Annotated in this window: 19 protein-coding genes and 1 pseudogene; 7 read left to right on the forward strand and 13 right to left on the reverse strand. The window is 70.9% G+C overall.

Annotated elements, in window-relative coordinates; translation table 11 throughout:
* Positions 1–48 precede the first annotated feature (48 nt).
* The 8 genes from ACFYPM_RS24680 to ACFYPM_RS24715 form a co-directional block, all read right to left on the reverse strand.
* The gene (locus ACFYPM_RS24680) at positions 49–1,176 is read right to left on the reverse strand and encodes an ABC transporter permease (RefSeq protein ID WP_387201243.1); all 1,128 of its coding nucleotides are present in this window, start codon (positions 1,174–1,176) and stop codon (positions 49–51) included.
* Entirely contained in the window at positions 1,173–2,681 is a 1,509-nt protein-coding gene (locus ACFYPM_RS24685) for a sugar ABC transporter ATP-binding protein (protein WP_357245185.1), read from the reverse strand. The genes ACFYPM_RS24680 and ACFYPM_RS24685 overlap by 4 nt, the downstream gene beginning before the upstream one ends.
* 254 nt (positions 2,682–2,935) lie before the next feature.
* Positions 2,936–4,114, reverse strand: coding sequence for an ROK family protein (locus ACFYPM_RS24690; RefSeq protein ID WP_387201247.1), 1,179 nt, complete (start codon positions 4,112–4,114; stop codon positions 2,936–2,938).
* Between the two features lie 273 nt (positions 4,115–4,387).
* Positions 4,388–5,407, reverse strand: a complete 1,020-nt coding sequence (locus tag ACFYPM_RS24695) for a YihY/virulence factor BrkB family protein (RefSeq protein ID WP_387201250.1) — start codon at positions 5,405–5,407, stop codon at positions 4,388–4,390.
* A 66-nt stretch (positions 5,408–5,473) separates the two neighbouring features.
* Positions 5,474–6,283, reverse strand: coding sequence for an ABC transporter permease (locus ACFYPM_RS24700; protein WP_387201253.1), 810 nt, complete (start codon positions 6,281–6,283; stop codon positions 5,474–5,476).
* 9 nt (positions 6,284–6,292) lie between these two features.
* Entirely contained in the window at positions 6,293–7,090 is a 798-nt protein-coding gene (locus ACFYPM_RS24705) for an ABC transporter permease (protein ID WP_387201256.1), read from the reverse strand.
* Positions 7,091–7,692: 602 nt separating this feature from the next.
* A complete protein-coding gene (locus ACFYPM_RS24710; protein ID WP_387201259.1) occupies positions 7,693–7,884 on the reverse strand; it encodes a DUF397 domain-containing protein in 192 nt (63 codons plus the stop codon).
* Positions 7,875–8,453 (reverse strand): DUF5753 domain-containing protein, encoded by a 579-nt coding sequence (locus ACFYPM_RS24715; RefSeq protein WP_387201262.1) that lies wholly within the window; start codon positions 8,451–8,453, stop codon positions 7,875–7,877. Before ACFYPM_RS24715 ends, ACFYPM_RS24710 begins: the two co-directional genes overlap by 10 nt.
* A gap of 108 nt (positions 8,454–8,561) precedes the next feature.
* Between ACFYPM_RS24715 and ACFYPM_RS24720 the strand changes: the two genes are divergently transcribed.
* Positions 8,562–8,777, forward strand: a complete 216-nt coding sequence (locus ACFYPM_RS24720) for a flavin reductase (RefSeq protein WP_387201265.1) — start codon at positions 8,562–8,564, stop codon at positions 8,775–8,777.
* Between the two features lie 63 nt (positions 8,778–8,840).
* Here the strand turns inward: ACFYPM_RS24720 and ACFYPM_RS24725 are convergent, their stop codons facing one another.
* A complete protein-coding gene (locus ACFYPM_RS24725) occupies positions 8,841–9,380 on the reverse strand; it encodes a hypothetical protein (protein ID WP_387201267.1) in 540 nt (179 codons plus the stop codon).
* A gap of 184 nt (positions 9,381–9,564) precedes the next feature.
* Positions 9,565–10,497 (reverse strand): ABC transporter ATP-binding protein, encoded by a 933-nt coding sequence (locus ACFYPM_RS24730; RefSeq protein WP_387201270.1) that lies wholly within the window; start codon positions 10,495–10,497, stop codon positions 9,565–9,567.
* A 792-nt stretch (positions 10,498–11,289) separates the two neighbouring features.
* Between ACFYPM_RS24730 and ACFYPM_RS24735 the strand changes: the two genes are divergently transcribed.
* The 5 genes from ACFYPM_RS24735 to ACFYPM_RS24755 all read left to right on the forward strand — a co-directional run bounded on the left by ACFYPM_RS24735 (position 11,290) and on the right by ACFYPM_RS24755 (position 18,174).
* Positions 11,290–13,380: a TRAP transporter permease gene (locus ACFYPM_RS24735; RefSeq protein WP_387201327.1), complete on the forward strand. Its 2,091-nt coding sequence runs from the start codon at positions 11,290–11,292 to the stop codon at positions 13,378–13,380.
* Positions 13,377–14,399 carry a TAXI family TRAP transporter solute-binding subunit gene (locus tag ACFYPM_RS24740; protein WP_387201272.1) on the forward strand — a complete coding sequence of 341 codons (1,023 nt, stop codon included), beginning with the start codon at positions 13,377–13,379 and terminating at the stop codon, positions 14,397–14,399. Before ACFYPM_RS24735 ends, ACFYPM_RS24740 begins: the two co-directional genes overlap by 4 nt.
* Positions 14,400–14,462: 63 nt before the next feature.
* Entirely contained in the window at positions 14,463–16,820 is a 2,358-nt protein-coding gene (locus tag ACFYPM_RS24745) for a nitrate- and nitrite sensing domain-containing protein (RefSeq protein ID WP_387201275.1), read from the forward strand.
* Positions 16,817–17,209, forward strand: coding sequence for a roadblock/LC7 domain-containing protein (locus ACFYPM_RS24750; protein WP_357376553.1), 393 nt, complete (start codon positions 16,817–16,819; stop codon positions 17,207–17,209). Before ACFYPM_RS24745 ends, ACFYPM_RS24750 begins: the two co-directional genes overlap by 4 nt.
* Entirely contained in the window at positions 17,206–18,174 is a 969-nt protein-coding gene (locus ACFYPM_RS24755; RefSeq protein WP_387201278.1) for a TAXI family TRAP transporter solute-binding subunit, read from the forward strand. The genes ACFYPM_RS24750 and ACFYPM_RS24755 overlap by 4 nt, the downstream gene beginning before the upstream one ends.
* A 16-nt stretch (positions 18,175–18,190) precedes the next feature.
* Here the strand turns inward: ACFYPM_RS24755 and ACFYPM_RS24760 are convergent, their stop codons facing one another.
* Positions 18,191–18,727 (reverse strand): hypothetical protein, encoded by a 537-nt coding sequence (locus ACFYPM_RS24760; protein ID WP_387201281.1) that lies wholly within the window; start codon positions 18,725–18,727, stop codon positions 18,191–18,193.
* Positions 18,728–20,651: pseudogene (gene dnaG / locus ACFYPM_RS24765) on the reverse strand (DNA primase).
* A gap of 178 nt (positions 20,652–20,829) precedes the next feature.
* Between dnaG and ACFYPM_RS24770 the strand changes: the two are divergent.
* Positions 20,830–21,663 (forward strand): siderophore-interacting protein, encoded by an 834-nt coding sequence (locus ACFYPM_RS24770; RefSeq protein ID WP_387201285.1) that lies wholly within the window; start codon positions 20,830–20,832, stop codon positions 21,661–21,663.
* A gap of 4 nt (positions 21,664–21,667) precedes the next feature.
* Here ACFYPM_RS24770 and ACFYPM_RS24775 read toward each other — a convergent pair whose 3' ends face one another.
* Complete coding sequence (locus tag ACFYPM_RS24775; RefSeq protein ID WP_387201288.1) at positions 21,668–22,873, reverse strand: low temperature requirement protein A; 1,206 nt, start codon at positions 22,871–22,873, stop codon at positions 21,668–21,670.

Genomic DNA, 22,873 nt, shown 5'->3' on the forward strand with positions numbered 1-22,873 from the left:
CGGCCGGTGTCGAATTTCTCGACCTGGCCAGGACATCGGTGCGGTGCGTCAGGTTGCGGTGGTGACCCTGTTCCGCGCGAAGAGCCGAGTGACTGACTTGAACTGGAACTGCTGGATCAGGACGGCGGCGACGATGATGCCGCCCTTGACCATGTTCTGCGCCTCGATGGAGAGGCCGTTGATGGCGAAGAGGTTGGTGATCGTGGCGAAGATGATGACGCCGAGCAGCGAGCCGACGATCGTGCCCCGGCCACCGCTGAGCAACGTCCCGCCGATGATCGCCGCGGCGATCGCGTCCAACTCGTACAGGTTGGCCATCGCCGCCTGCGCCGAGGTGGCCTGCGAGGTGAGCATGATCGCCGCGATGCCGCAGCAGAGACCGGAGAGCGCGTAGAGCAGCATGGTGTGCCGCCGGACGTTGATGCCGGCCAGCCGGGCCGCCTCCGGGTTACCGCCGACGGCGATGGTCCGCCGGCCGAAGGTCGTGCGGTTGAGCAGGATCCAGCCGGCCACCACCACCGCGCCCAGGATGTAGACGAGGATCGGGATGCCGAGGATCTTGCGGGCGGCGATGTCGTTGATGACGGTGCTGGTCGACACCTGGGTCTGCTTGTTGGAGATCGACGCCGCGAGGCCGCGGGCCGCCACCAGCATCGCGAGCGTCGCGATGAAGGGGACCAGCTTGCCGTACGAGATGAGCACACCGTTGACCAGGCCGACGCAGATGCCGACCACGAGGGCGGTGAAGATCATGCCGCCGGCGCCGTAGTTCTGGGTGGCCACCGTGGTGCACCAGACCCCGGCCAGCGCGACGATCGCACCGACCGAGAGGTCGATACCACCGCCGATGATCACGAAGGTCATCCCGACCGTGACCACGCCGACGACCGACGCGAGTTGCAGGATGGCCAGCACGTTGTTCCAGACCCACGTCGGGTCGCCGTACAGGTCCGGCTTGGTGATCGCGCCGACCAGGATCAGCGCGGCCAGCACCCCGATCAGGCCGAGGTTGCGCTTCGCGCCGTCACCGCCGTCGCCGCGCCACCAGGACAGTCGGCCCGTGGACCCCGCCTTGTTGCTGGCCACCGCCGTCTCCGCCGGGTCCACCGGCGGCGACTGGGCCGGAAGCTGCGGGCGCTCCGGTGTCGCGGTGGGAGTGGGAGTCGCGTCGCTCATGCCGGTGCGCCTTCCATCAAGGACCCCGCCATCACGAGGTCAAGCACAGTGTTTTCGTCAAGTTCGCCGGCCGCTGCTTCACGCACGACCCGCCCTTCCCGCATCACCAGCACGCGGTCGGCCAGACCCAGCACCTCGGGCACCTCGCTGGAGACCAGCAGCACCCCGACGCCCTGCGCGGCCAGACCCCGGATGACCTGGTAGAGCTCAGCCCGAGCGCCCACGTCCACGCCCCGGGTGGGCTCGTCGAGCAGCAACAGCTTGGTGCCGCCGAGCAACCACCGCCCGACCACCACCTTCTGCTGGTTGCCGCCGGACAGCGTGCGTACCGGCCGGTCGACGTCCCGTGGCCGCAGCTCCAGGCTCTCCGCGATCCGGTCCGCCTCGGCGCGCTCCTTGGCGGCGTTGGTGAAGCCGAGCCGCGCGTACCGGCCGAAGGTGGCCAGCGTGACGTTGCGGTAGATCGGTTCGCCGAGCAGCAGCGCCTGACTCTTGCGTTCCTCCGGGGCCATCCCCATGCCGGCCCGCACGGCGGCGCCGACGCCGGGACGCAGCGCCTTGCCGTTCATCCGGACCGAGCCGGCCTCCGCGAGACGGGCGCCGTAGATGGTCTCCAGCAGCTCGGAGCGGCCGGAGCCGACCAGCCCCGCGATGCCGACGATCTCCCCGGCGCGCACGTTCAACGAGACGTCGGCGAACTCGCCAGTGCGGGTCAACCCCTCCACCTGGAGCAGATCCGCGCCGGCGGGGTCCTCGGCCGGCCGGTCCGGGAAGACGTACTCGATGGTGCGGCCGGTCATCCGACTGACCAGGTCGCGGGTCGGGGTTTCGCGCGCCGGCAGGTTCGCCGCCGTGGTCCGACCGTCCTTGAGTACGGTGACCCGGTCACCGATCTCGCGGATCTCCTCCATGCGGTGGGAGATGTAGATGACGGCGATGCCCTGCGCGGTCAGCTCGCGGATGATCCGGAACAGGTTGCCCACCTCGTCATGGGCCAGCACCGCGCTCGGCTCGTCCATGATGATCAGTCGGGCCTCGTGCGAGAGCGCTCGGGCCATGCTGACGATCTGCTTGCCGGCGGCCGGCAGCGACCGGACCATCCGTCCGGGCGGGATCTCGCCGTGGCCGAGCCGGCTGAGGATCTGCCGGGTGTGCCGGGCCATCCGACCGCGTCGGACGAACCCGAAGCTGCGGTACTCGTGCCCCAGGAAGGCATTTTCCGCCACCGACAGGTCCTCGACGAGGTCGAGCTCCTGGTAGATGGTGGCGATGCCGGCCTTCATCGCGGCCTGCGGGTTGGTGAACGTGGCCGGCTCGCCGCGCCACTCCACCTGCCCGGAATCCGGTTGGTGCACGCCGGAGAGCACCTTGATCAGGGTCGACTTGCCGGCGCCGTTCTGCCCGAGCAGGCAGTGCACCTCGCCAGCACGCACCTCGAGCTGCACACCGTCGAGTGCGCGTACGCCGGGGAACGTCTTGACGACATCGGTGAGGCGCAGGACCACCTCGCCCGCGACGGTGTCGGCGGGAGCCTCGACCAGCGGTGCCTCGGCGACGGCCTCGGCCGACGCGGTGGCGGCGTCATCCTCGGGCAGAGCCACAGTCTCCTCCTCGCTCACGACAGGATTTCGGTCAGGGTTCACAGTGCGGGCCTCTGTTCGCGACTGCGGGGCTCGCAAACCCGGCTCACTCCTCGCGCTCACGATGCCGGCCTCTGTTCGCGACTGCGGGGCTCGCAAACCCGGCTCACTCCTCGCGCTCACGATGCTTCCCCGAAGGCGACGTCGCCGGCGAGCACCGCCGCGCCGGTGACACCGGCACGTCCACCCAGCTCGGACAGCACGACCGGCAGGTTGCCGGTGGCCAGCGGCAGCGACCGGCGGTAGACCACACTGCGGATCTCGGCGAGCAGGATGTGCCCCAGTTGGGCCAGCCCGCCGCCGATCACGATCATCGAAGGGTTGGTGAAGCTGACCAGGCCGGCGAGCACCCCACCGACCCGCCGTCCGCCGTCCCGGATGAGCTGGATGCAGGTCACGTCGCCCTCGACGGCGCCCTCGGCGACGTCCAGCGCGGTCACCATCCCCCGCAGGGCCAGCCGCTCGGCCAGCGCCGGCGACGTCCCGCTGCGGGCGGCGGTCGCGGCGTCCTTGGCCAGCGCGGCGCCGCTGAACAGCGCCTCCAGGCAGCCGACGTTGCCGCAGGAGCACATCGGGCCGTGCGAGTCGACCTGGATGTGGCCGATGTCGCCGGCGCAGCCGTCGGTGCCCCGGTAGACCTCGCCGGCGAGGTAGATGCCGCACCCGATGCCGGTGCCGATCTTGACGAACAGGAAGTCGTCCACCGAGTGGGCGACCCCGCCGTGCCGCTCACCGATCGCCATGATGTTGACGTCGTTGTCGACCACCGCCGGGCAACCGTGCTCCCGGCTGAGCAACTCGCGCACCGGATACCGGTCCCAGCCGGGCATGATCGGCGGCGAGACCGGAACGCCGTCGCGGAAGCTGACCGGACCGGGTACGCCGATGCCCACCGCGTCCAACCGCTCGTACGCCCCGTCGACCCGGGCCTTGTGCAGCAGCTCGTTGACCCGTTGCAGGGTCACCTTCGGTCCGTTGCGGATGTCGGCCGGCTCGGCGTACTGGGCGACCGGCTCGAGGCGGCCGTTCACCACCTCGATGTCCATCGAGCTGGCGCCCAGGTCGACCGCGGCGAAGCGCAGCTTCGGGTTCAACTCGACCAGGGTGGAGCGACGCCCACCCCGGGAGGCGGCGAGCCCCGCCTCGGCGACGTAACCCAGTGCGACCAGGCGATCCAGCTCAGCCAGCATGCGCGGGCGGGGCATCTGCAGTCGGTCGCCCAGCTCGGCGCGGGAGACGGCCCCCTCGTCGCGGAGCAACCGCAACAGCCGTACGTGCAGGGGGTCGACGGTGCGCACCGGGGGGTCACCTCTTCATTCGCATCGTTCACATCGACGCAATGTCGAAGTGTTGTGTCCGACACAGTAGGAGCGCTCTGCACCGTGTGTCCAGAGCTTCAACCGTTCCGAGATGAACTTTTGTCCGAAAGAACAAAAGCTACTAGTCGATCAAGAAAAGGATCACGGTCCGCCCGCGTCCGATCGCCCGCAGTTGCATCGACACACCCGAAACCGCCCCGCCAACCAATGGCTGGTGGCGGGGCGGTTTCGGGTGTGCGGGGCGGGAGCCCGTCAGCGGCTGCCGGCGGCGTTGCGCTTCTTGCGGAGCTTGCGGTCGTCGCGCAGCTCGACGTACGGCTCGTCGTCGACTCCATGGCCGGCCGCGATGGCGCGACCCCGCTCCAACTCGGCGTCGAACTCGGCACCCAGCAGGATCGCGATGTTGCTCAGCCACAGCCAGACCAAGAAGATGATCACGCCGGCCAGCGCCCCGTACGTCTTGTCGTACGAGCCGAAGTTGCTCACGTAGAGGGCGAACAGGCCGGAGATCACCAGCCAGATCACCACGGCCAGCACCCCACCCGGGCTGACCCAGCGGAAACCGCCGTGCCGGGCGTTCGGTGAGGCCCAGTAGAGGATCGCGAACATCAGGCTGACCAGGATCAACAGCACCGGCCACTTGGCGACGTCCCACACCGTGACCGCCGCCGAGCCGAGGCCGACCACGTCCCCCACCGTCTCGGCGAGGCGGCCGGTGAAGACCACGATCACCGCACTGACCAGCAACAGCACTCCGACCACCGCGGTCACGCCGAGGCGGATCGGCAGCGTCTTCCAGATCGGCCGACCCTCCGGCACGTCGTAGATGCTGTTCGAGGCGCGCATGAACGCGCCGATGTAGCCGGACGCGGACCAGAACGCGGCCACCACACCGATGATCGCCGCGACGCTGGCCAGGCTGCCGTTCTTGTCCGCCGCGGTGATCGCATCGATGATGATCTGCCGGATGCTGCCCTCCGGCACCGCCTGGTCGACGGTGTCCTTGACCCCCTCGGTGGCGCCCGTGCCCAGCAGACCGAGGATCGAGATCAGCACCAACAGGCCAGGGAAGATGGAGAGCACCCCGTAGTAGGTGAGTGCCGCCGCCCAGTCGGTCAGGCTGTCGTCCTGGAATTCGCTGACCGTGCGCCGCAGCGCCGCCTTCCAGCCGCTGCCGGGGAGATCGGCGGGGCTGTCCGGTCCCGCGTCGGGTCCGACCGGCCCGCTGGCGTCGGCAGGCGTCCGGCCGGCGGCAGAGTCGTCCGAGGCCATCGCCCCTCCTCATCGTCGGTGGTGGTGTCACCTCCGACATGCCCCGTCGACGGGCGCCGATAACCCCTACTGGTAGAGCAACCTGCCCATCCGGCACGACGCCACCAGCAGGCCGACCGCCAGCACCGCCAGCAGGTAGAGCACGTCGAGCAGCCAGAGCCAACCCCCGGTGCCCAGCGCGAGGCCCCGGATCAGGTGCACCGACCGGTACAGCGGGGTGATCTCGACCAGCCAGTGCAGCAGGGTCGGGTACGCCTGCGCCGGCACGAAGGTGCCGGAGAAGAGGAACAGGGTGAACTGCACGCTGCCCACCAGGTCGAAATCCTGCCAACTGCGCAGCAGGGTGGAGACCGCCATGCCGAGGGCCCCGAACGCGAACCCGACAAGCACCGCGGCCGGGAGAGCCGTCACCGCACGGGTGACGCTTGTCAGATCCAGGGCGATCATCACGCCGAGGAACGCGGCCGAGTAGGTGCTGCCCCGCAGCATCGCCCAGCCCAGCTCACCGAGGGCGATCTCGATCGGCCGTACCGGGGTGGCGATCATCCCGTCGTACAGCTTCATGTACTTCATCTTGCCGAAGAAGTTGAAGGTGGTCTCGGAGAGCGCCCCGGTCATCGCCGAGGAGGCCAGCATCGCCGGAGCCACGAACTCGGCGTACGACACCAGTCGCCCGTCGGGCAGCGGCAGGTCGCCGATCAGCGTGCCGACGCCCACGCCGATGGAGAGCAGATAAAGCAGCGGTTCCAGGAAGCCGGAGAGCAGGAGCAGCCAGTAGACCGACTTCAGCGCCGCGACGTTGCGCCCCACCACCGACGCGGACCGCCGGGAGGCGGCGGAGACGTCCACCAGCCGGGGCAGGAGCAGCGTGACCACGGGATCTCCCTAGACGACGAGCTTGCGGCGGAAGGCGCGCAGCGCCAACAGCCAGCCGACACCGGCCCACGCGGCCAGGTAGAGCAGGTGCCCGGCGATCGACCACTGGGGGGCGACCCCGAGCGTGGCCGCGCGGCAGAGGTCGACGGCGTGCCACAGCGGCGTCGCGTACGCCAGCCACCGCAGTGCGTCGGGCAGCGACTCCACCGGGAAGAACACCCCGGCGAAGAGCGTCATCGGGATGACCGCGAACCGGAACAGCATCGCCAGCCAGTTGTCGGTGGACACCCAGGCGGCGTACGCGAAGACCGGCGCGGCAACGGCCAGCCCCAGCAACGCCACCACCGGCAGGGTGGCCACCGCCCACGGCGAGCGCAACGCCCCGAACAGCCCGGTGACCACCAGGAACGCCGCGATGGTGGTGAGCACCCGGAACAGCACGAAAGCCAGGTGCCCCAACACGATGTCGCCGACCCGCAGGGACGAGGCGCTCTGCGCGAAGTAGGTCTTGACCCACTGGAAGTTGCTGAACACCGGCCAGGCCGAGTCACCGACCGTCACCTGCAACGCGGTCGAGGCGATCAGCCCGGGAACCAGCCAGTCGAGGTAGCGCACCCCGTCGACGCCCTGGTCGACGTAGGCGCCGACGCCCATCCCGAAGCCGACAACTGTCAGCACCGGCAGCAGGAACGAGGAGAACACCCTGGCCCGCCAGGTGCGGCGCAGACCGACCAGGTATTGCTCGAACACCGCCCACGCCGGCAGCCACGGCAACCGCGCCCGCCCCGCCACACGCACCACGACCACCCCCCGTCCCCGACCTTCCTACCCCCGGGGTACGACAGGCCGCCGGCCACCCTACGACGAGCACGTCGCCGTGTCGCCCGGGTTTCGGCCGGCTCGTCGCTGATGATCCACTCGGGTTTATCGAAACCGAGGGGTCCAGGGCCGGCTCACGCTGGTGAGCGGCACGGGTTCACGGAAACCGGGGCGTCTGCGGCCCGGCTCAGGCTGGTGAGCGGCACGGGTTCACCAAAACCGGGGCGTCCCGGCCCGGCTCACGCTGGTGAGCGGCACGGGTTCACCAAAACCGGGGCGTCCCGGCCCGCTCGCGCCCATGATCCACTCAGTTTCACGGAAACCGGGGGGTCCACCGCGCTGCGACACCCCAGTTTGCAGGAAACCGAGTGGATCTAGCGGTCCGAAGCGCCGCCAACGGGCGACCGGCGACCGATGCGACCGCAGCGACCGCAGCGACCGGCGCCACCGGCGCGACCGGGCGCGAGCGCAGCGACCGCAGCGACCGGCGCGACCGGGCGCGACCGGGCGCGACCGGGCGCGACCGGGCGCGACCGGGCGCGAGCGCAGCGCCACCGGCGCCACCGGCGCGACCGCAGCGACCGGCGCAGCTACCCGCGAAGGGCGCCGAGCCCGACGAACGCACGCCACGCGTCCGGCGCGAAGAACAGCGCCGGGCCGCTCGGGTCCTTGGAGTCGCGGACGGCCACCACCCCGGGCAGATTGTCGGCAACCTCCACACAGGCACCACCGCTGCCGTTGCTGCGGGTGCTCTTGCGCCAGCGGGCGCCGGTCAGCTCCATGTCTCCGCCACTTCCGCGATCAGGTCGAGGGACTGCTGCTGCGATAGTGCCTCACCGCGGATCGACTCCCACACCTCGACCATCTGCCGCACGTACTCGGCCCGGTCGATCACCTGCCCGTGGCGCTGCCCGTCCAGGAAGACGACATCCTCACCGGTGGCGGTGGTGGCGATCACGAAGGGACCATCGAGCCCAGCGTACGCACCGGCGGAGAGCGGCACGACCTGGATTCGGACCCGGGGCAGGGCCGAGCCGAGCTTCACCAGGTGCCGCAGCTGCTCGCGCATCACCTCCGGCCCGCCGATGTGGCGGCGCAGCGCGTACTCGTCGACGACCACGCTGAGCAGCGGTGGCCGGTCCCGGGTGAGCACGCCCTGCCGGTCGAGCCGGGCGGTCACCTGCTGCTCGACCTCGTCCGCCGCGAAGAGCCCGGCACCGGCCAGGATGGCGCGGGCGTACCCCTCGGTCTGCACCAGGCCCGGCACGTAGAGCGGCTCGAACCACCGCAGCGCGGTGGTCTCCTGCTCGGGAGCGTCCCGTGACCACGGTCCGGGGCGCTCCCCTCCCACCCCACGGAGGTTCCCCGTGCGACTCAGGTGCCGGCGACGCGCCCGCCCGAACGGCAGCCACTGGTTGCGGGATCGGGACAGCCTCTGATGCCCCGCTACCGCCCACACGTGGCAGCGCGCCCCTCCTGGCGCTGCCGGGTCTGCGGTGCGGCGTGGCCGTGCTCCCCGGCCCGGCTGGCGCTGCTCGGCGAATACCGCGAGGACCGGATCGGCCTGCTCATCTACCTCGCCACGTTGCTCTGCGAGGCGACCGAAGACCTGCCCGGCCAGGCCGTTGACGATCGACTAGGCGACCGATTTCTCACCTGGGCGAGAGCCCGTTGATCGTTGGCAGCTCGATCACGCGGGAGACGATCGGACCACGTCGCCCGCGCGGGCCTCCGCCGGTCAGGCCGGTCGGTAGGCGCGGACCAGCGCCTGCACGGCGTAACCGAGCAGCAGCACTCCCGCGCCGACGCCGACCACCAGACCCGCGGACACCGCCGAGGCGAGGCCGGTGCCCAGCCCCGCCGCTGCCACCAGGCACAGCGCGACACCGAGCGGACGCAGCAGCGGGTCCCGCAGGAGCGGGGCGAGCGGGAAGAAGTGCAGGCCGACCACCAGGCAGACCAGCACCGGCACGTACTCGGACCAGCCGGCAGCGACAAGCACCGCGGCACCCAGCCCGGCGGCGGCGAATTCGGCGACGACGATGAGCAGGTACGGGCGGTCGGCTGCCCGGTCCCGAGGGCTGCCGGCGCCTCGGAGTCGGGCCGCCAGCACGCCACCCAGTACGGCGGTGAGCAGTGCGACGATGCTGCCCACCACCAGCAGGGCGCGCAGCGGTTGTTCCGCCGCCGGCACACTGAACCAGACCATCGCGAAGATGCCCAGGTAGAGGGCGGTCAGCCCGGCCTGACGTCGGTTGGCGGTCACCAGATCGGACATGAAGCTCCTTCGGGGTACGACAGGCCGCCGGTCACCCTAACGGCGGCCCGGCCGCCGTCAACCGTCGCCGGCCCTCAGCCCGGCGCACCTCGTGCCTGGTCCCCGCTTGTTGATCGACTCGACGTCCGGAAAGTCGGGGCGTCAGCGCCACGCCGACACCCCGACTCCAGGACAGCCGAGTGGGTCAGTCGACCAGGGTGCGGCCGGTCAGGTGGAGGAAGACGTCCTCCAGGCCGCTGCGCCGCACCAGCACGTTGGCCGGGTCGAGCCCGAGCGCGGCGACCTCGGCGACCGCCGCGTCGCCGTCGGGCACGTAGAGCAGGACCCGGTCGGGCAGCACCTCGATCCGCTCCCCCAGGCCGTCGAGCTTGCGGGCGAACGGCTCCTGCGACTCGGCGGCGAAGCGCAGCTCGACCACCTCCCGGGTGGAGTGTCGCTCGATGAGCGCCCCGGGCGAGCCCTCGGCGACGATCCGCCCGCCGTCCATCACCACCAGCCGGTCGCAGAGCTGCTCGGCCTCGTCCATGTAGTGCGTGGTGAGCACCAACGTGACGCCCTGCTGCTTCAGCCGGAACAGCCGCTCCCACACCAGGTGCCGGGCCTGCGGGTCGAGCCCGGTGGTCGGCTCGTCGAGCAGCACGATCTCCGGATCGTTGACCAGCGCGCGGGCGATGGTCAATCGGCGCTTCATCCCACCGGACAGCGGATCGACCCTGCTGTCGGCCCGCTCGGTGAGCCGGACGAAGTCGAGCAACTCGTCGGCCCGCTCCCGGGCCGATCGGCGGCCGATGCCGAAGTAGCGCGCGTAGACCGTCAGATTTTCCCGGACGGTCAGCTCCGGGTCGAGATTGTCCAACTGCGGGCACACGCCCAGCCGGGCTCGGATCGCCGGACCGTCGGCGACCGGGTCCATATCGAGGATGCGCAGCTCACCACCGCTGGGTGGGGACGTGCAACCGACCATCCGCATGGTGGAGGACCTGCCCGCGCCGTTGGGGCCGAGGAAACCGAACGCCTCACCCGAGCGCACCTCGACGTCGATGCCATCCACGGCGGTGAAGTCACCGAAGCGCTTCACCAACCCTCGCGCCTGAATCAGTGGCCGCCCCGAAGTCACCGCCAGACCCTATCCGCCGGGTCCGACAGCCCTCCACGCAAATTCGACGCCAGACCCCACCCCCCCCCACCGCGTCGACCTTGCCGTTGAGCCCAATCCCGAGCCGCAATGAGTGGTCGCCCCGAAGGCACCACCGGCCCCGAACCGACACCGCAGACAGCACCACCCGAATAGCGCGTCGACCGAGCCATGATCATCATGGATGACCCGGACCGCCAGCAGTGCCGGGTCCCTGCAATTTGTCGGCGGCAAAGAGGCTCCGGGATTCAGCAACACCCGGATGGCCGACGCGATAACAAGAAGGTCACACCGACAAGTTTTTTCGGCTGACAACGGGCGAGATCGAACCGGACGAAGATGGTTATAGCAGTGCTAAGCCGGCGTGCAGGGATGAATGATGTGACTTTTAGTGATGACATGTTGGGGATGCGTATCCGTTGACCCTCACCACTCACCGACCCCGCGAGCGGGACCACGCAGCCTGCACGACCTGCCGAATCGCCGGGTGTCTGCGACTGTCGCAGACACGAATCCCATTCTGAAATCGACGTTCTCGGGGATTCCCCTCATCAAACAATAGTCACCCACAGCAATCACGATCAACAATATTCCCAGACAGCGCAGTCCCCCGTAGTGTCCCCCAGCGTGTCATCCGCCCACCCTGTTCAGGACTCCGTCCCCTCGCCCCGAAACGACGACGCGCCCGCACCGGCCGACATCGACGAACAGCCGCTGCCGCCGGCCGCCGAGAAGGGGCCAGCCGCCGAACCCGGTGGGACCAATCCCACTCTCGTGCCCGTGGGCGGGCAGGCCGACCGCGAGCTGACCGCACAGTTCGAGGACGAGAAACCGGGCCGGGTGTTCACCGGGCCACTCGGCCTCTTCTTCGCGGGCGTCACCCTTGCCGTCGCGCTCCTCGCCATCTACCAGGTCTTCTTTCCGCTGGCTCAGGGCAGCAAGTTCTACCTGATCATCTTCCTCGCCGGCGTCCTGCCGATGGTCTTCCTGGCGTATCCGTCGGGAGTGCGCCTGCCCCGACGAGGCACCCCGGCAGCGCGGACCGACCCGGCGAGCAGACCGACGAGCCGGATGCGCCCCACCCCGGTCGACTGGGTGCTCGCCGTGGCCGCGTTGCTGAGCTGCCTCTACCCGGTGTTGCCGGTGGCCGTCGGTACGGGGGGCGGCGGATACGACGCCTTCCTCGACCGACAGGGGCTGCTCGACCCGGTCGACCTGATGCTGGGCACCGTGCTGCTGCTCCTGCTGCTGGAGGCGTGCCGCCGAACCACCGGGTGGATCCTGCCGGCGGTCTGTCTGCTCTTCCTGGCCTTCGGCTACTACGGCGGGCTGCTGCCGCAGTCCTGGCCGGTGGCCCACGCCGGTCTCGACTTCGGGCAGCTCATCGACGCGTTCTACAACTCCGACAGCGGCTTCTACGGGACCCCACTGGACGTGGCCGCCTCGTACATCGTGCTCTTCACCATCTATGGCGCGGTGCTGGACCTCTCCGGCGCCGGTCGGTTCTTCGTGGAACTCTCCGCCGCCGCGTTCCGCCGCTCCCGCACCGCACCGGGACGCACCGCGGTGGCCGCCGGCTTCCTCCTCGGAACCGTCTCGGGTTCGGGTGCGGCCACCACGGTCAGCATCGGCTCGGTCACCTGGCCGATCCTGCGCCGAGCCGGCTATCCGCCGGAGCGGGCCGGCGGCATGCTCGCCGCTGCCGGCGTCGGCGCGATCCTGTCGCCGCCGACGCTGGGGGCCGCGGCGTTCATCATCGCCGAGTACCTCGGCGTCTCGTACCTCCAGGTGCTCGGCTGGGCCACCGTGCCGACCCTGCTCTACTACCTGGGCATCCTGCTCGCGGTCGAGATCGACGCCCGCCGCTCCGGAGTACGTCGGGTCACGATCGACGCCGGGTCGGCCTGGTCGCTACTGGCCCGTTTCGGCTACCACTTCCTCTCGCTGATCGTGATCGTCGTGATGCTCGCCCTCGGCGCCTCGGCGATCAGGGCCGTGGTGCTGGCCACCGCGTTGGCGGCCGTGCTCTCCTTTTTGGACCGGCGGCACCGACTCACCGCCGCACGCCTGATCGAGGCGCTCAGCAACGGAGTGCGCGGAGTGTTGGCGGTCACCGCGGTCTGCGCCGCAGCCGGCATCATCACCGCCACCACCACCAAGACCGGGCTCGGCCCGCAGGCTGCGGCGCTGCTGCTCAGCGGCGCCCAGGCGATCAGCTCCGACCCATTCGTCGTGCTCCTGCTCACCGCCCTGCTCGCCGCGCTCGCGCTCACGCTGCTCGGCCTGGCCGTGCCGGTCACCGCCTCGTTCGTGATCGGCTGGGTGATCATCGGCCCCGCGCTGCTCAACCTGGGCGTCGCCGCACCCGCCGCGGCGATGTTCGTCTTCTACTTCGCGGTGCTCTCCGAGGCCTCGCCGCCAACCGCGCTCGCCGCGGTGGCCGCCGCCGCCGTCACCGGCGGACGACTGGTCCCGACCATGTGGCAGACCCTGCGGTACGCGCTACCCGCGTACCTCATCCCGATCGCCTTCGTGCTCACGCCAACCGGGCTCGGGCTGCTCGGTATCGGCGGGGTGGACCGCATCCTGCTGGCCGGTCTGACCACCGCGCTCGGGGTCGCGGTGCTCGCGGTGGCGGCCGGTGGATGGCTGCCCGGCATCGGCCCGGCCGGAACGCCCGAGCGGATCGTCGGCGCGCTCGCCGGGCTGGTTCTGCTGTGGCTCGAACCTGTCCCCGTCATGGTCGGCGCCGCCCTGGTCGCGCTCACCGTGGCGGGTGTTCTGCTCCGTCGCGGAACGGCCAACCGGACGGCCGCCGCCGGCAGGGGCGTCAACCAGATAGACCATCAGGAGGAGAACAGGTGAGACGGATCAACGTGCGAATCGCCGCGAGTCTCGGGGCAGTCACCCTGCTCACGGCCGGCGTCGCCGGATGCGGAGGCCGTCAGAAGAGTGCGGCCACCGACGACACCTCCAGCGCAGTCGGCTGCGAGGTCACCAAGGACACCCGGGTCGGCATCGCCACCGGCAACGCCACCGGGGTCTACTACGTCGTCGGCAACGCGCTCGCCGGGCAACTCGCCACGGCCAGTGGCGGCAAGCTCACCGGCACCGCCGCCGAGACCGGCGCCTCGGTGCAGAACATCGAGCAACTCGTCGCCGGACAGTACGACGTCGCCTTCTCGCTCTTCGACACCGCGGTCAACGCGACGCAGGGCAAGGGGACCTTCAAGGGGCCGCAGCCGGTGAAGGCGCTCGCGCGCATCTACGACAACTACACCCAGGTCGTCGTCCGGGCCGACGCGGGAATCACCTCGGTCGCCGAGATGAAGGGCAAGAAGATCTCCACCGGATCGCCCAAGTCGGGTACCGAGGTCATCGCGCAGCGGCTACTCACCGCGGCCGGCCTCGACCCGGCAAAGGACATCCAGGCGCAGCGACTCGATCTGACCAAGACCGTCGACGGCATGAAGGACGGCAGCATCGACGGCTTCTTCTGGTCCGGCGGCACGCCGACCGGCGGCGTCACCGACCTCTTCACCACCGCGGCCGACAAGGTGAAGTTCATTGACATCAGCTCGCTGCTGCCGAAGATGGCAGAGCTGAACCCCGCGTACCAGGCCGGCACGATCGCCAAGGACGTCTACCAGACTCCCGCCGATGTCCCGACCATCGTGGTGCCGAATGTGCTGCTGGTCCGCGACGACCTCGACGCCAACGTCGCCTGCGTCATCACGAGGACCGTGTTCGAGAAGAAGGACGCCCTCAGCCAGGCCAACCCGGCGGCCAAGGGCATCGACCTGACGAACGCGCGCAAGACCGACCCGGTGCCGCTGCACCGTGGGGCGGACACGGCGCTGACGAAGCTGAACGCCGCAAGTTGATCCGATCGTCCCGGCCCGGGCTCACCGCCCGGGCCGGGCACCACCCCGACCCGGGAGGCCCCTGTGCCGCTCCCCGCCCACGTACGCCAGCATCGCACCGGCGGTGTTCTCGAGAACCTTCGCTCGATCCGCACCCAGCTACTCGCGCCGATCCTGGTGACGATCATCAGTCTGACCGTGCTCGGTGCCGCGCAGACCAAAGCCGCGCTGGACGCCAGCGCGGACGCCGACCGAGCCCGTGTCCTCTCCGGCACCGCCACCGTCACCGTCCAGCTGGTGCACGAACTGGAGCGGGAACTCGGCGAGACGGCGGCGCTGCGCCAACGCGGCGGCACCGCCGGACGGCCACTCGTGGACGCCCAACGGCGCCGCGTCGACGCTGCCGTCGAGCGGTTCCGCTCCGCCGATGAGCAGGCCCGGGAGTCCGTGCCCGAGCTGACGTCGGTGCTCGGCAGGGCCAGAGGTCAACTCGATGGGCTCTCCCCCAACCGCGCCCTGGCGCTGATCGGCACGGAGGCGGACACGGCGTACGCCCGTACCGTCGAGTCCCTGCTGGCCGTCGCGGACGCGCTGCCGGCTCAGTTGCGTGACCCGGAGTTGGCGAACGCCGCCCGGGAGGTCGCCGCCGTCGCCACCCAGGAGCACCTGGCCTCCGTCGAACGTGACCTGCTGCGCGCCGTCTTCGTCCGGGGCCGCCTGGACGCCGGCGAGCTTGCCTCGCTGGGTTCGCTGAACGGTGCTCAGGAGCAGCGCGAGGCCGAGTTTCTCCGGATCGCGACCGACACGGCGAGCAGGTCCTGGGCCCGGCTGATGACCGGCGGCGACGTGGAGACGGCCCGCACCATGCGGGACGCGGTGCTGGAGACCGACGGTGGCGCCGAAGCGATGAAGACCGATGGCGACGCCTGGTTCGTGGCGCAGAGTGGCACCCTGCGCCGATACAACCTGCTCGGCCGTGAACTCTCCGAGGACCTCGACCGCGACGCGGCGGCGCTGGCCCAGGACACGCTGCGGAAGGCCCTGCTCACCGGTGGGGTGACCGGTGCCGTGGCGCTCGGCTCGCTGATCACGGCCGTGGTGCTGGCGATCCGGATCAGCCGGCGGTTGAGCCGCCTGCGGGCCGCGGCGTTGGCCATGGCGAACCACGAGCTACCGGAGCGGATCACCGCCATCGCCGCCGGGGCGGAGCGCCCGGACGAGAGCGCCGCCGGCGCGGCCACCGCCGCGATAGCGCGTGGTCACGACGAGGTCGCCCAGGTCGCCGCGGCTTTTGCCACGGTCAGCCAGGCCACGCTGCGCCTTGCCGGCGCGCAGGCCGAGTTGCGCCTGGACATGACGCGGATGGCCGAGGCGCTTGCCCGGCGGATCCGCACCCTGATCACCCGCCAGCTACGGCTGCTGGACGACTTCGAGCGCGAGGAAACCGATCCCCAGATCCTCGAACGCCTCTTCGCACTGGATCACCTCGCCGCACGCCTGCGTCGCAACGGGGAGAACCTGCTGGTCCTCTCCGGCGGGGAGCCGAGCCGGGGGCACGAGGCTCCGCTGCACCTGGAGGACGTGGTCCGGGCGGCGGCCTCGGAGATCGAGCACTATCCCCGGGTGGAGCTGAACCTGCCGTCGGCCGGGGTGCACGGCGCGGCGGTCGGCAGCCTGGTGCACCTGCTCGCCGAACTGCTGGAGAACGCCACCGTCTACTCACCGCCGCACACGCCCGTGCTGGTCGACGGCCGGCAGACGGTGGACGGGCTGCTGCTGCGGGTCCACGACCACGGAATCGGCATCCGGCCGGCCCGACTGGCGTCGATCAACGACCGGCTCGCGAGGCCAGCCATGATCAGCAGTGCGGCGGCCGGCAGCATGGGATTGCACGTCGTGGCTCACCTGGCCGTCCGGTACGGGATTCGGGTGCAGCTCTACAGCACCGACAGCGGCACCATCGCCCAGGTGCAGCTCCCCGACCAGCTGTTGACCCGGATCGAGACGGTCGCCCATCACCAGCCCGTGGCGGGTCGGCCACTGGCCGGACGGCCGGCGGCCTGGTTCCGACCGGCCAGCAACGCTGCCGCCGGGGCACGGCCACTGGTCGCCGCCCAGGGCGCGGCGGGCGGGCAGGCTCGCGGCGTCGCCACGGTATCGCCGCCGCCCACCGGGCCATTTCCCAGCGCTGCTCCCGCGCCGCCGCCGCCGGCCGCCCCGCCGACCCCGCAGTTCACCGCCGGCGGGCTGCCTCGTCGGAGCCGCGGTGACCAACTGCCCGCGCAGCTACCCACGCACCTGTCCCCACCACCGTCCCCCGTCAGCGAGTCGGATCTGCTCGACCCCGAGGTGGTCCGGCGTCGCCTCACCGCCCTCGCCGAAGGCGTCGCGAGCGCCGCCCGCTCCAACCCGTACACGACACCCAACGGGAGAATCCGATGACCACACCCGCGCCAACAGGTCTGGACTGGCTGCTCGCGAACTTCGTGGACCAGGTGCCGGACGTGTCGCACGCCCTCGCGGTCTCCGAGGACGGGCTTCGACTGGCCGCCTCCCCACACCTCTCGATCGACCAGGTCGATCAACTCGCCGCCGTGATCAGCGGACTGGCGAGTCTGACCGTCGGCGCGGCCCGGCTGATGTCCGCCGGCCGCGTACGCCAGCAGATCATCGACATGGACGGCGGTGTGCTGCTGGTGATGGCGGTCGGCTCACGCGCGCTGCTCGGCGTGCTCGCGGCACCCGGCTGTGACCTCGGCCAGATCGGCTACGAGACCGCGACCCTGGTACAGCGAGTGGCCGAGGCCCTGGAGCCGGCGGTACGCCGGTGACCACCCGAGTGCGGCGGCTGGTGGCGGCGCTGCTGCTGGCGGTGCTCGTCGCGGGTTGCGGTGGCGAGTCGCCCCCGTCGGACGCCTGGCACGGCGGGCGGATCTTCCTGGCCACCGGCAACACCACAGGCGTCTACTACCAACTCGGCGGCGGTTACGCGGACCTGATCAATCGACATCTGCCCGGCTACGAGGCAAGGGCCGAACCGACCGGCGCCTCGGTGGAGAACATCAACCGCCTGACCACCGGCGACATGGAGATCGCGTTCAGTCTCGCCGACACCGCTGCCGACGCCATCGCCGGGAAGGGCGCGTTCGACGGGAAGCCGCAGCCGGTTCGCGCGCTGGCCCGCATCTACAGCAACTACACGCACCTGATCGTGCGTGCCGACAGCAAGATCGAGAACGTCGCCAACCTCCGCGGCAAGCGGGTCTCCACCGGCTCGCCGAAGTCCGGCACCGACATCATCGCCGGCCGGCTGCTCACCGCGGCCAGTCTCGATCCGGACCGCGACGTCCGACGGCTCACCCTGTCGCTGCCCGAGACGGTGAAACAGATGCGGGCCGGAAGGCTGGACGCCATGTTCTTCTCCGGTGGTCTGCCCACCCCCGGCATCAAGGACCTGCTCACCAGCTCACCGGGGGCGTTCCGGCTACTGCCGCTGGACAACCTCCTCCAACCGTTACAGAAGGGCTACGGGCCCGTCTACACCACCTCGACACTGACCGCCAACGTCTACAACACGGCGAGTGACGCGCCCACCATCACCGTGGCGAACGTGATCCTGGTCAGCGCCGACATGCCCGACGGCCTGGCGTACGACCTCACCCGGACGCTCTTCGACCACCAGAGAGAGCTGATCGCCGTCCATCCCGAGGCGGCGAACTTCACCCGGGCCAGTGCCGCGCTGAGCGAGCCGATCCCACTGCACCCCGGGGCCAGCCGCTACTACCGGGGGAGTTGAGCAAGCGAGCGTTCGCTCACAGGTCGCCCGGAGCCGTGGCGGCGCGGGCCACGCCGACCAGGCGGTCGGTCTCGGCGAGCAGGGTTTCGTCGTCCGCCGGGGTGCCGGGATCGAGGCGGACCGTCCAGGTGAGACCGTCGGCCCCCGCCACGCGGCGGGCCGCGACCCGCGCCGCGCCGCCGGGCACCGGCTGGTGCTCGGTGTACGCGACCGAACGCGTCACCCGCGCCCGCACCTGGTGCGGCAGCTCCTGCGGATCGAGGAGGAAGTATGTCTCGGCCGGGCCGTCGGCGACCAGCGTGTAACCGTCGCGTTCGGCGACTGTCTCGGCCGGTGTGACGGTCAGCTCCCGGCCGGACCAGACCGCCTTGAGGATGGTGTGCCAGCCGAGCCGGTGCCCTCGACCGGGCAGCCACAGCCCGAGGTTGCTGGCGACCACCACCCCGTCGCCCTCGCCGTTGCCGACGGCGGCCCAGGCCAGCACCCGTTCGTCCGGGGTCAGCGGCGGCCGGTCGGCCGGTGGCAGCTTCGGCTTGCGGCTGAACAATCCCATCTAGAGGCCTCCCGCAGCCTGCTCACGCAACGCCCGGGCATGCTGCTCCAGGGACAGCAGCTCACCGAAGGCGGCGAAGTACTCGTCCTTGTTGTTGACCGGGTTGATCCGCTGGATGCGCGACTTCAGGTCCCGGACGCGGGCGGTCACCGACCCGAACTGCACCCGCGCCATCGTGATCGACACGTAGCGCGGGTCCGGTTCGCCGTCGATGCGCAGCGGCTCCACCGCCAGCTCACCGACGAGAGCCGCCGCGGCCAGATCGTCGCAGGCGTCCCGGACCGACTCGATCCAGACCGCGCCGCCGGTCGCCGACGCGGCCCCACCGGCGGTCGCGATGGCGGTACGCACCGCGACGTGCACCGGGTGGCGGTATTCGGGCGACTCGACCGCGTCGAACATCGGCCCCGCCAGGACCGGCTGCTGGAGGGCGAGCTTCAGCGCCTCCCGCTCGACCATCGACTGCGGGCTGTCCAGGGCCGGCTCGGGGCGAGCCGGGGCGGGCCGGGCGCCGGAGGCGGCGGCGCGGTTGCCGAGGGCGGCGTCGCGCGTGCCGGGCGGCGGGGTGTTGGCGGCGGCGAGCACCGCCCGCTGCACCGGCTCGATCTCCATCCCGAGGTCCATGGCGAGCTTGCGGACGTACTCGGGGCGCTTTTCCCGGTCCTTGAGTCGCGCGACCAGCGGCGCGGCGTGACGCATGGCCTCGACCCGGCCGTCGACGGTGTCCAGGTCGAAGCGGCTGATCACGTGTCGCAGGGCGAAGTCGACAAGCGGCTCACGGCGGGCGACCAGATCCCGCACGGCCAGGTCACCCTTGGCCAGCCGCAGATCGCACGGGTCCATGTTGTCCGGGCTGACCGCGATGAACGTGCGCCCGACGAACCGCTGGTCGTCCTCGAAGGCCCGCAGTGCGGCCTTCTGGCCGGCGGCGTCACCGTCGAAGGTGAAGATGATCTCGCCAGCCACCTCGTCGCTGTCGAACAGGAGCCGCCGCAGCACGGAGATGTGGTCCGCGGCGAACGCGGTGCCGCAGGTCGCCACCGCCGTGCTCACCCCGGCCAGGTGGCAGGCCATCACGTCGGTGTAACCCTCGACGATGACCGCCCGGCCCTGCTTGGCGATCTCTCGTTTGGCCTGGTCGATGCCGTAGAGGACGTGCGACTTCTTGTAGATCGGCGTCTCGGGGGTGTTCAGGTATTTCGGGCCGTCGTCGTCGTCGAAGAGCTTGCGCGCGCCGAAGCCGATCACGTCGCCGGCGAGGTCGCGGATCGGCCAGAGCAGCCGACGGCGGAACCTGTCGATCAGGGTGCCGGAGCGGGACTCCCGGGACAGCCCGGCGGTGACCAACTCCTGGTGGGTGAAACCCTGCTGGCGCAGGTGCTTGGTGAGCGGGTCCCAGCCCTCCGGCGCGAAGCCACAGCCGTAGCGCTCGGCGGCGGCCCGGTCGAAGCCCCGTTTGGCCAGGAACTCCCGCGCCGGCCGGGCGCCCGCCGTGCTGAGCTGCGCCCGGTAGAACTCGACGGCGGCGGCGTGCGCGGCGACCAGGCGCTGCCGTTGACCCTGCTGCGGGCGGGGGCGCGGAGTGCCCTTGTCGTCCTCGATGTAGCGCAGTTGGATGCCGGCGCGGCCGGCCAACCGCTCGACGGACTCCACGAAACTGAGGTGGTCGGCGTCCATCAGGAACTTGATGGCGTCGCCGCCGGCCCCGCAACCGAAGCAGTACCAGACGTTGCGGGCCGGGGACACGTTGAACGACGGGCTCTTCTCGTCGTGGAACGGGCACAGGCCCTTCAGGTTGCCGCCGCCGGCGGACTTCAGGGTGACGGTCTCGGAGATCACATCCCCGATCGAGGTGCGTTCCCGGACCAGTGCGATGTCCTCGTCCCGGATCCGCCCAGCCATGCGCCACCCCCTCGGCGTACATCCTGCCCTGCCGGACCGACGACACGCCGGCCGGGGGATGCCGGTGTGGCGACCACCGCTGCCGGCCGGGCGGTTCCGGCAACGGCCGCCGCCGAGGCGGCAGTCGACCGAGCGCGGCGGATCTGAGTCCCGCTCCACCCGATACTGGCCGGCTATGAGCTTAGGTTACCCTAACTACTATGACGGAACGTCCCAGGAACGTCACCGCGGTCCACGTGCTGCGCACCGAGCGGCCCACCCCGCACCTGATCCGGCTCGTCCTCGGTGGGGACGAGCTGGCCGGCCTGCCGGTGGGCGAGTTCACCGACCACTACATCAAGCTGGTGTTCCCGCAGCCCGGCGTCGCGTACCCGCAGCCGTTGGACCTCGCCGCGATCCGCCGGGACCTGCCCCGGGAGCAGTGGCCCCGGCTGCGCGCGTACACCGTGCGGCGGTGGGACCCGCTGGCCGAGGAGCTGACCGTGGACGTGGTGCACCACGGCGACGAGGGGTTGGCCGGGCCGTGGGCCGCCGCGCTGCGTCCGGGTGACCCGGTGCACTTCGTCGGCCCCGGCGGGGCGTACGCGCCGAGCCCGGACGCGGACTGGCACCTGCTGGTCGGCGACGAGAGCGCCCTGCCGGCGATCGCCGCCGCGTTGGAGCGGCTGCCGTTGGGCGCGCCGGCCCAGGTCTTCGTGGAGATCGGCGACCCGGCGGACGAGCAGAAGCTGCTCAGCCCCGGCGCGGTCGAGCTGACCTGGTTGCACCGTGGGGACCGCCCGGTGGGCGAGGCGCTAGTCGCTGCGGTACGCGCGCTGGAGTTCCCGAGCGGCCAGGTGCACGCGTTCGTGCACGGCGAGGCGGCCTTCGTCCGGGACCTGCGCCGGCTGCTGCGCGGGGAGCGGGGCGTGCCCCTCGACCGGCTCTCCATCTCCGGTTACTGGCGACGCGGCATGGACGACGAGGGCTGGCGCTCCACCAAGGCCGACTGGAACAACCAGGTGGCAGCCGAGGAGGCCACCGCCGCCGCCTAGGTGTTCATCCCTCGGGCGTGCCGCTCGCCGCGCCGGCGCGGGTGAGTCGTCGGCTGAGCAGCACTGCGTACCCGACGATCGCCGCGGCGAGCAGGGACAGCATCAGCTTCGGCTCGTGCACCGTCGCGGTGATCAGGCTGACCGAGAGCACCCCGTAGGCGGCGATCGCCAACCGGGCGCGGCTCGGTCGGGTCCACAGCCAGTACAGGGCCAGGCCGCACAACGTCCAGATCACCATCGACGCGCCCAGCAGCAGCCGCAGCTCCAGCGGCAGGCGGGCCGCGTTGGCGTCGACAAGCCGGACCACCTGGCCGAGCGACCAGCCGAGCAGCAGCAGCGCGCCGCCGAGCGGAATGTGCAGGAAGCTGTACGCCTGCCCGCCGCGTAGGCGGCTCTGCAGGAGTCGGGTGGTGACGAACGTGGTGTAGACCCACCAGACGGCCGCCGGGATCAGGAAGGCCATCGCGGCGGTGAGGATCATGTGCGGCGGAGGGTGGTCCGGCACCGCGAAGAGCAGGCTGGCCAGCGCGCTGCCGAGCACGATGATGGTGAACTGGCCGATCCGTTCCGGCAGGTGCCGGTTGTCCACCGGCCAGCGGTTGAGCCAGCGCACCCCGACCCACGGCGTGGCCAGTTCGATGACCATCGCGACGATCCACAGGACGGGACGCAGCTCGGTGGGCGCCATCAGCGACACCAGCCAGATCAGCCAGCCCGACCCGAAGCCGATCAGGTAGACGGTCGTCACCAGGCGGGCCATCGGGCTGGTCGGACGGGCCCGCAGGTACAGCAGGAGCAGCACGCCTCGCACGATCAGGTAACCGACCGGCAGGAGCACGCTCTCCGGCACCTCGTCGACCCCGAGTGTCATCGCGCCCGCGCCGACCAACGCGACAAGCACCAGCAGTCGGTGCGGCGCGTCGTCCGGGTCGAACCTGGTGTCGTAGTAGACCTGCCCCAGCCAGGCCCACTGGATCACCACGAAGAGCCCGATCACGGCCAGCACGGCCGTCGGCGACGGGCTCGGCTCGTTGCCCAGCCGGGCCGCCACCGCCGCCAGCGCGTACACGAAGATGAGGTCGAGGAACAGCTCCAGCCAGGTGGCGTGCCGGTGGCCGGCCTCGTCGGTCCGCGGGGCCAGTCCACGCAGCCCCATCCGGCTGGCCAGCCAGTTCGGTACGTGGGTAGCTCCGGTCCGTACCCTGCGCAT

Source organism: Micromonospora sp. NPDC005203, from assembly GCF_042872705.1.
Lineage (GTDB): Bacteria > Actinomycetota > Actinomycetes > Mycobacteriales > Micromonosporaceae > Micromonospora.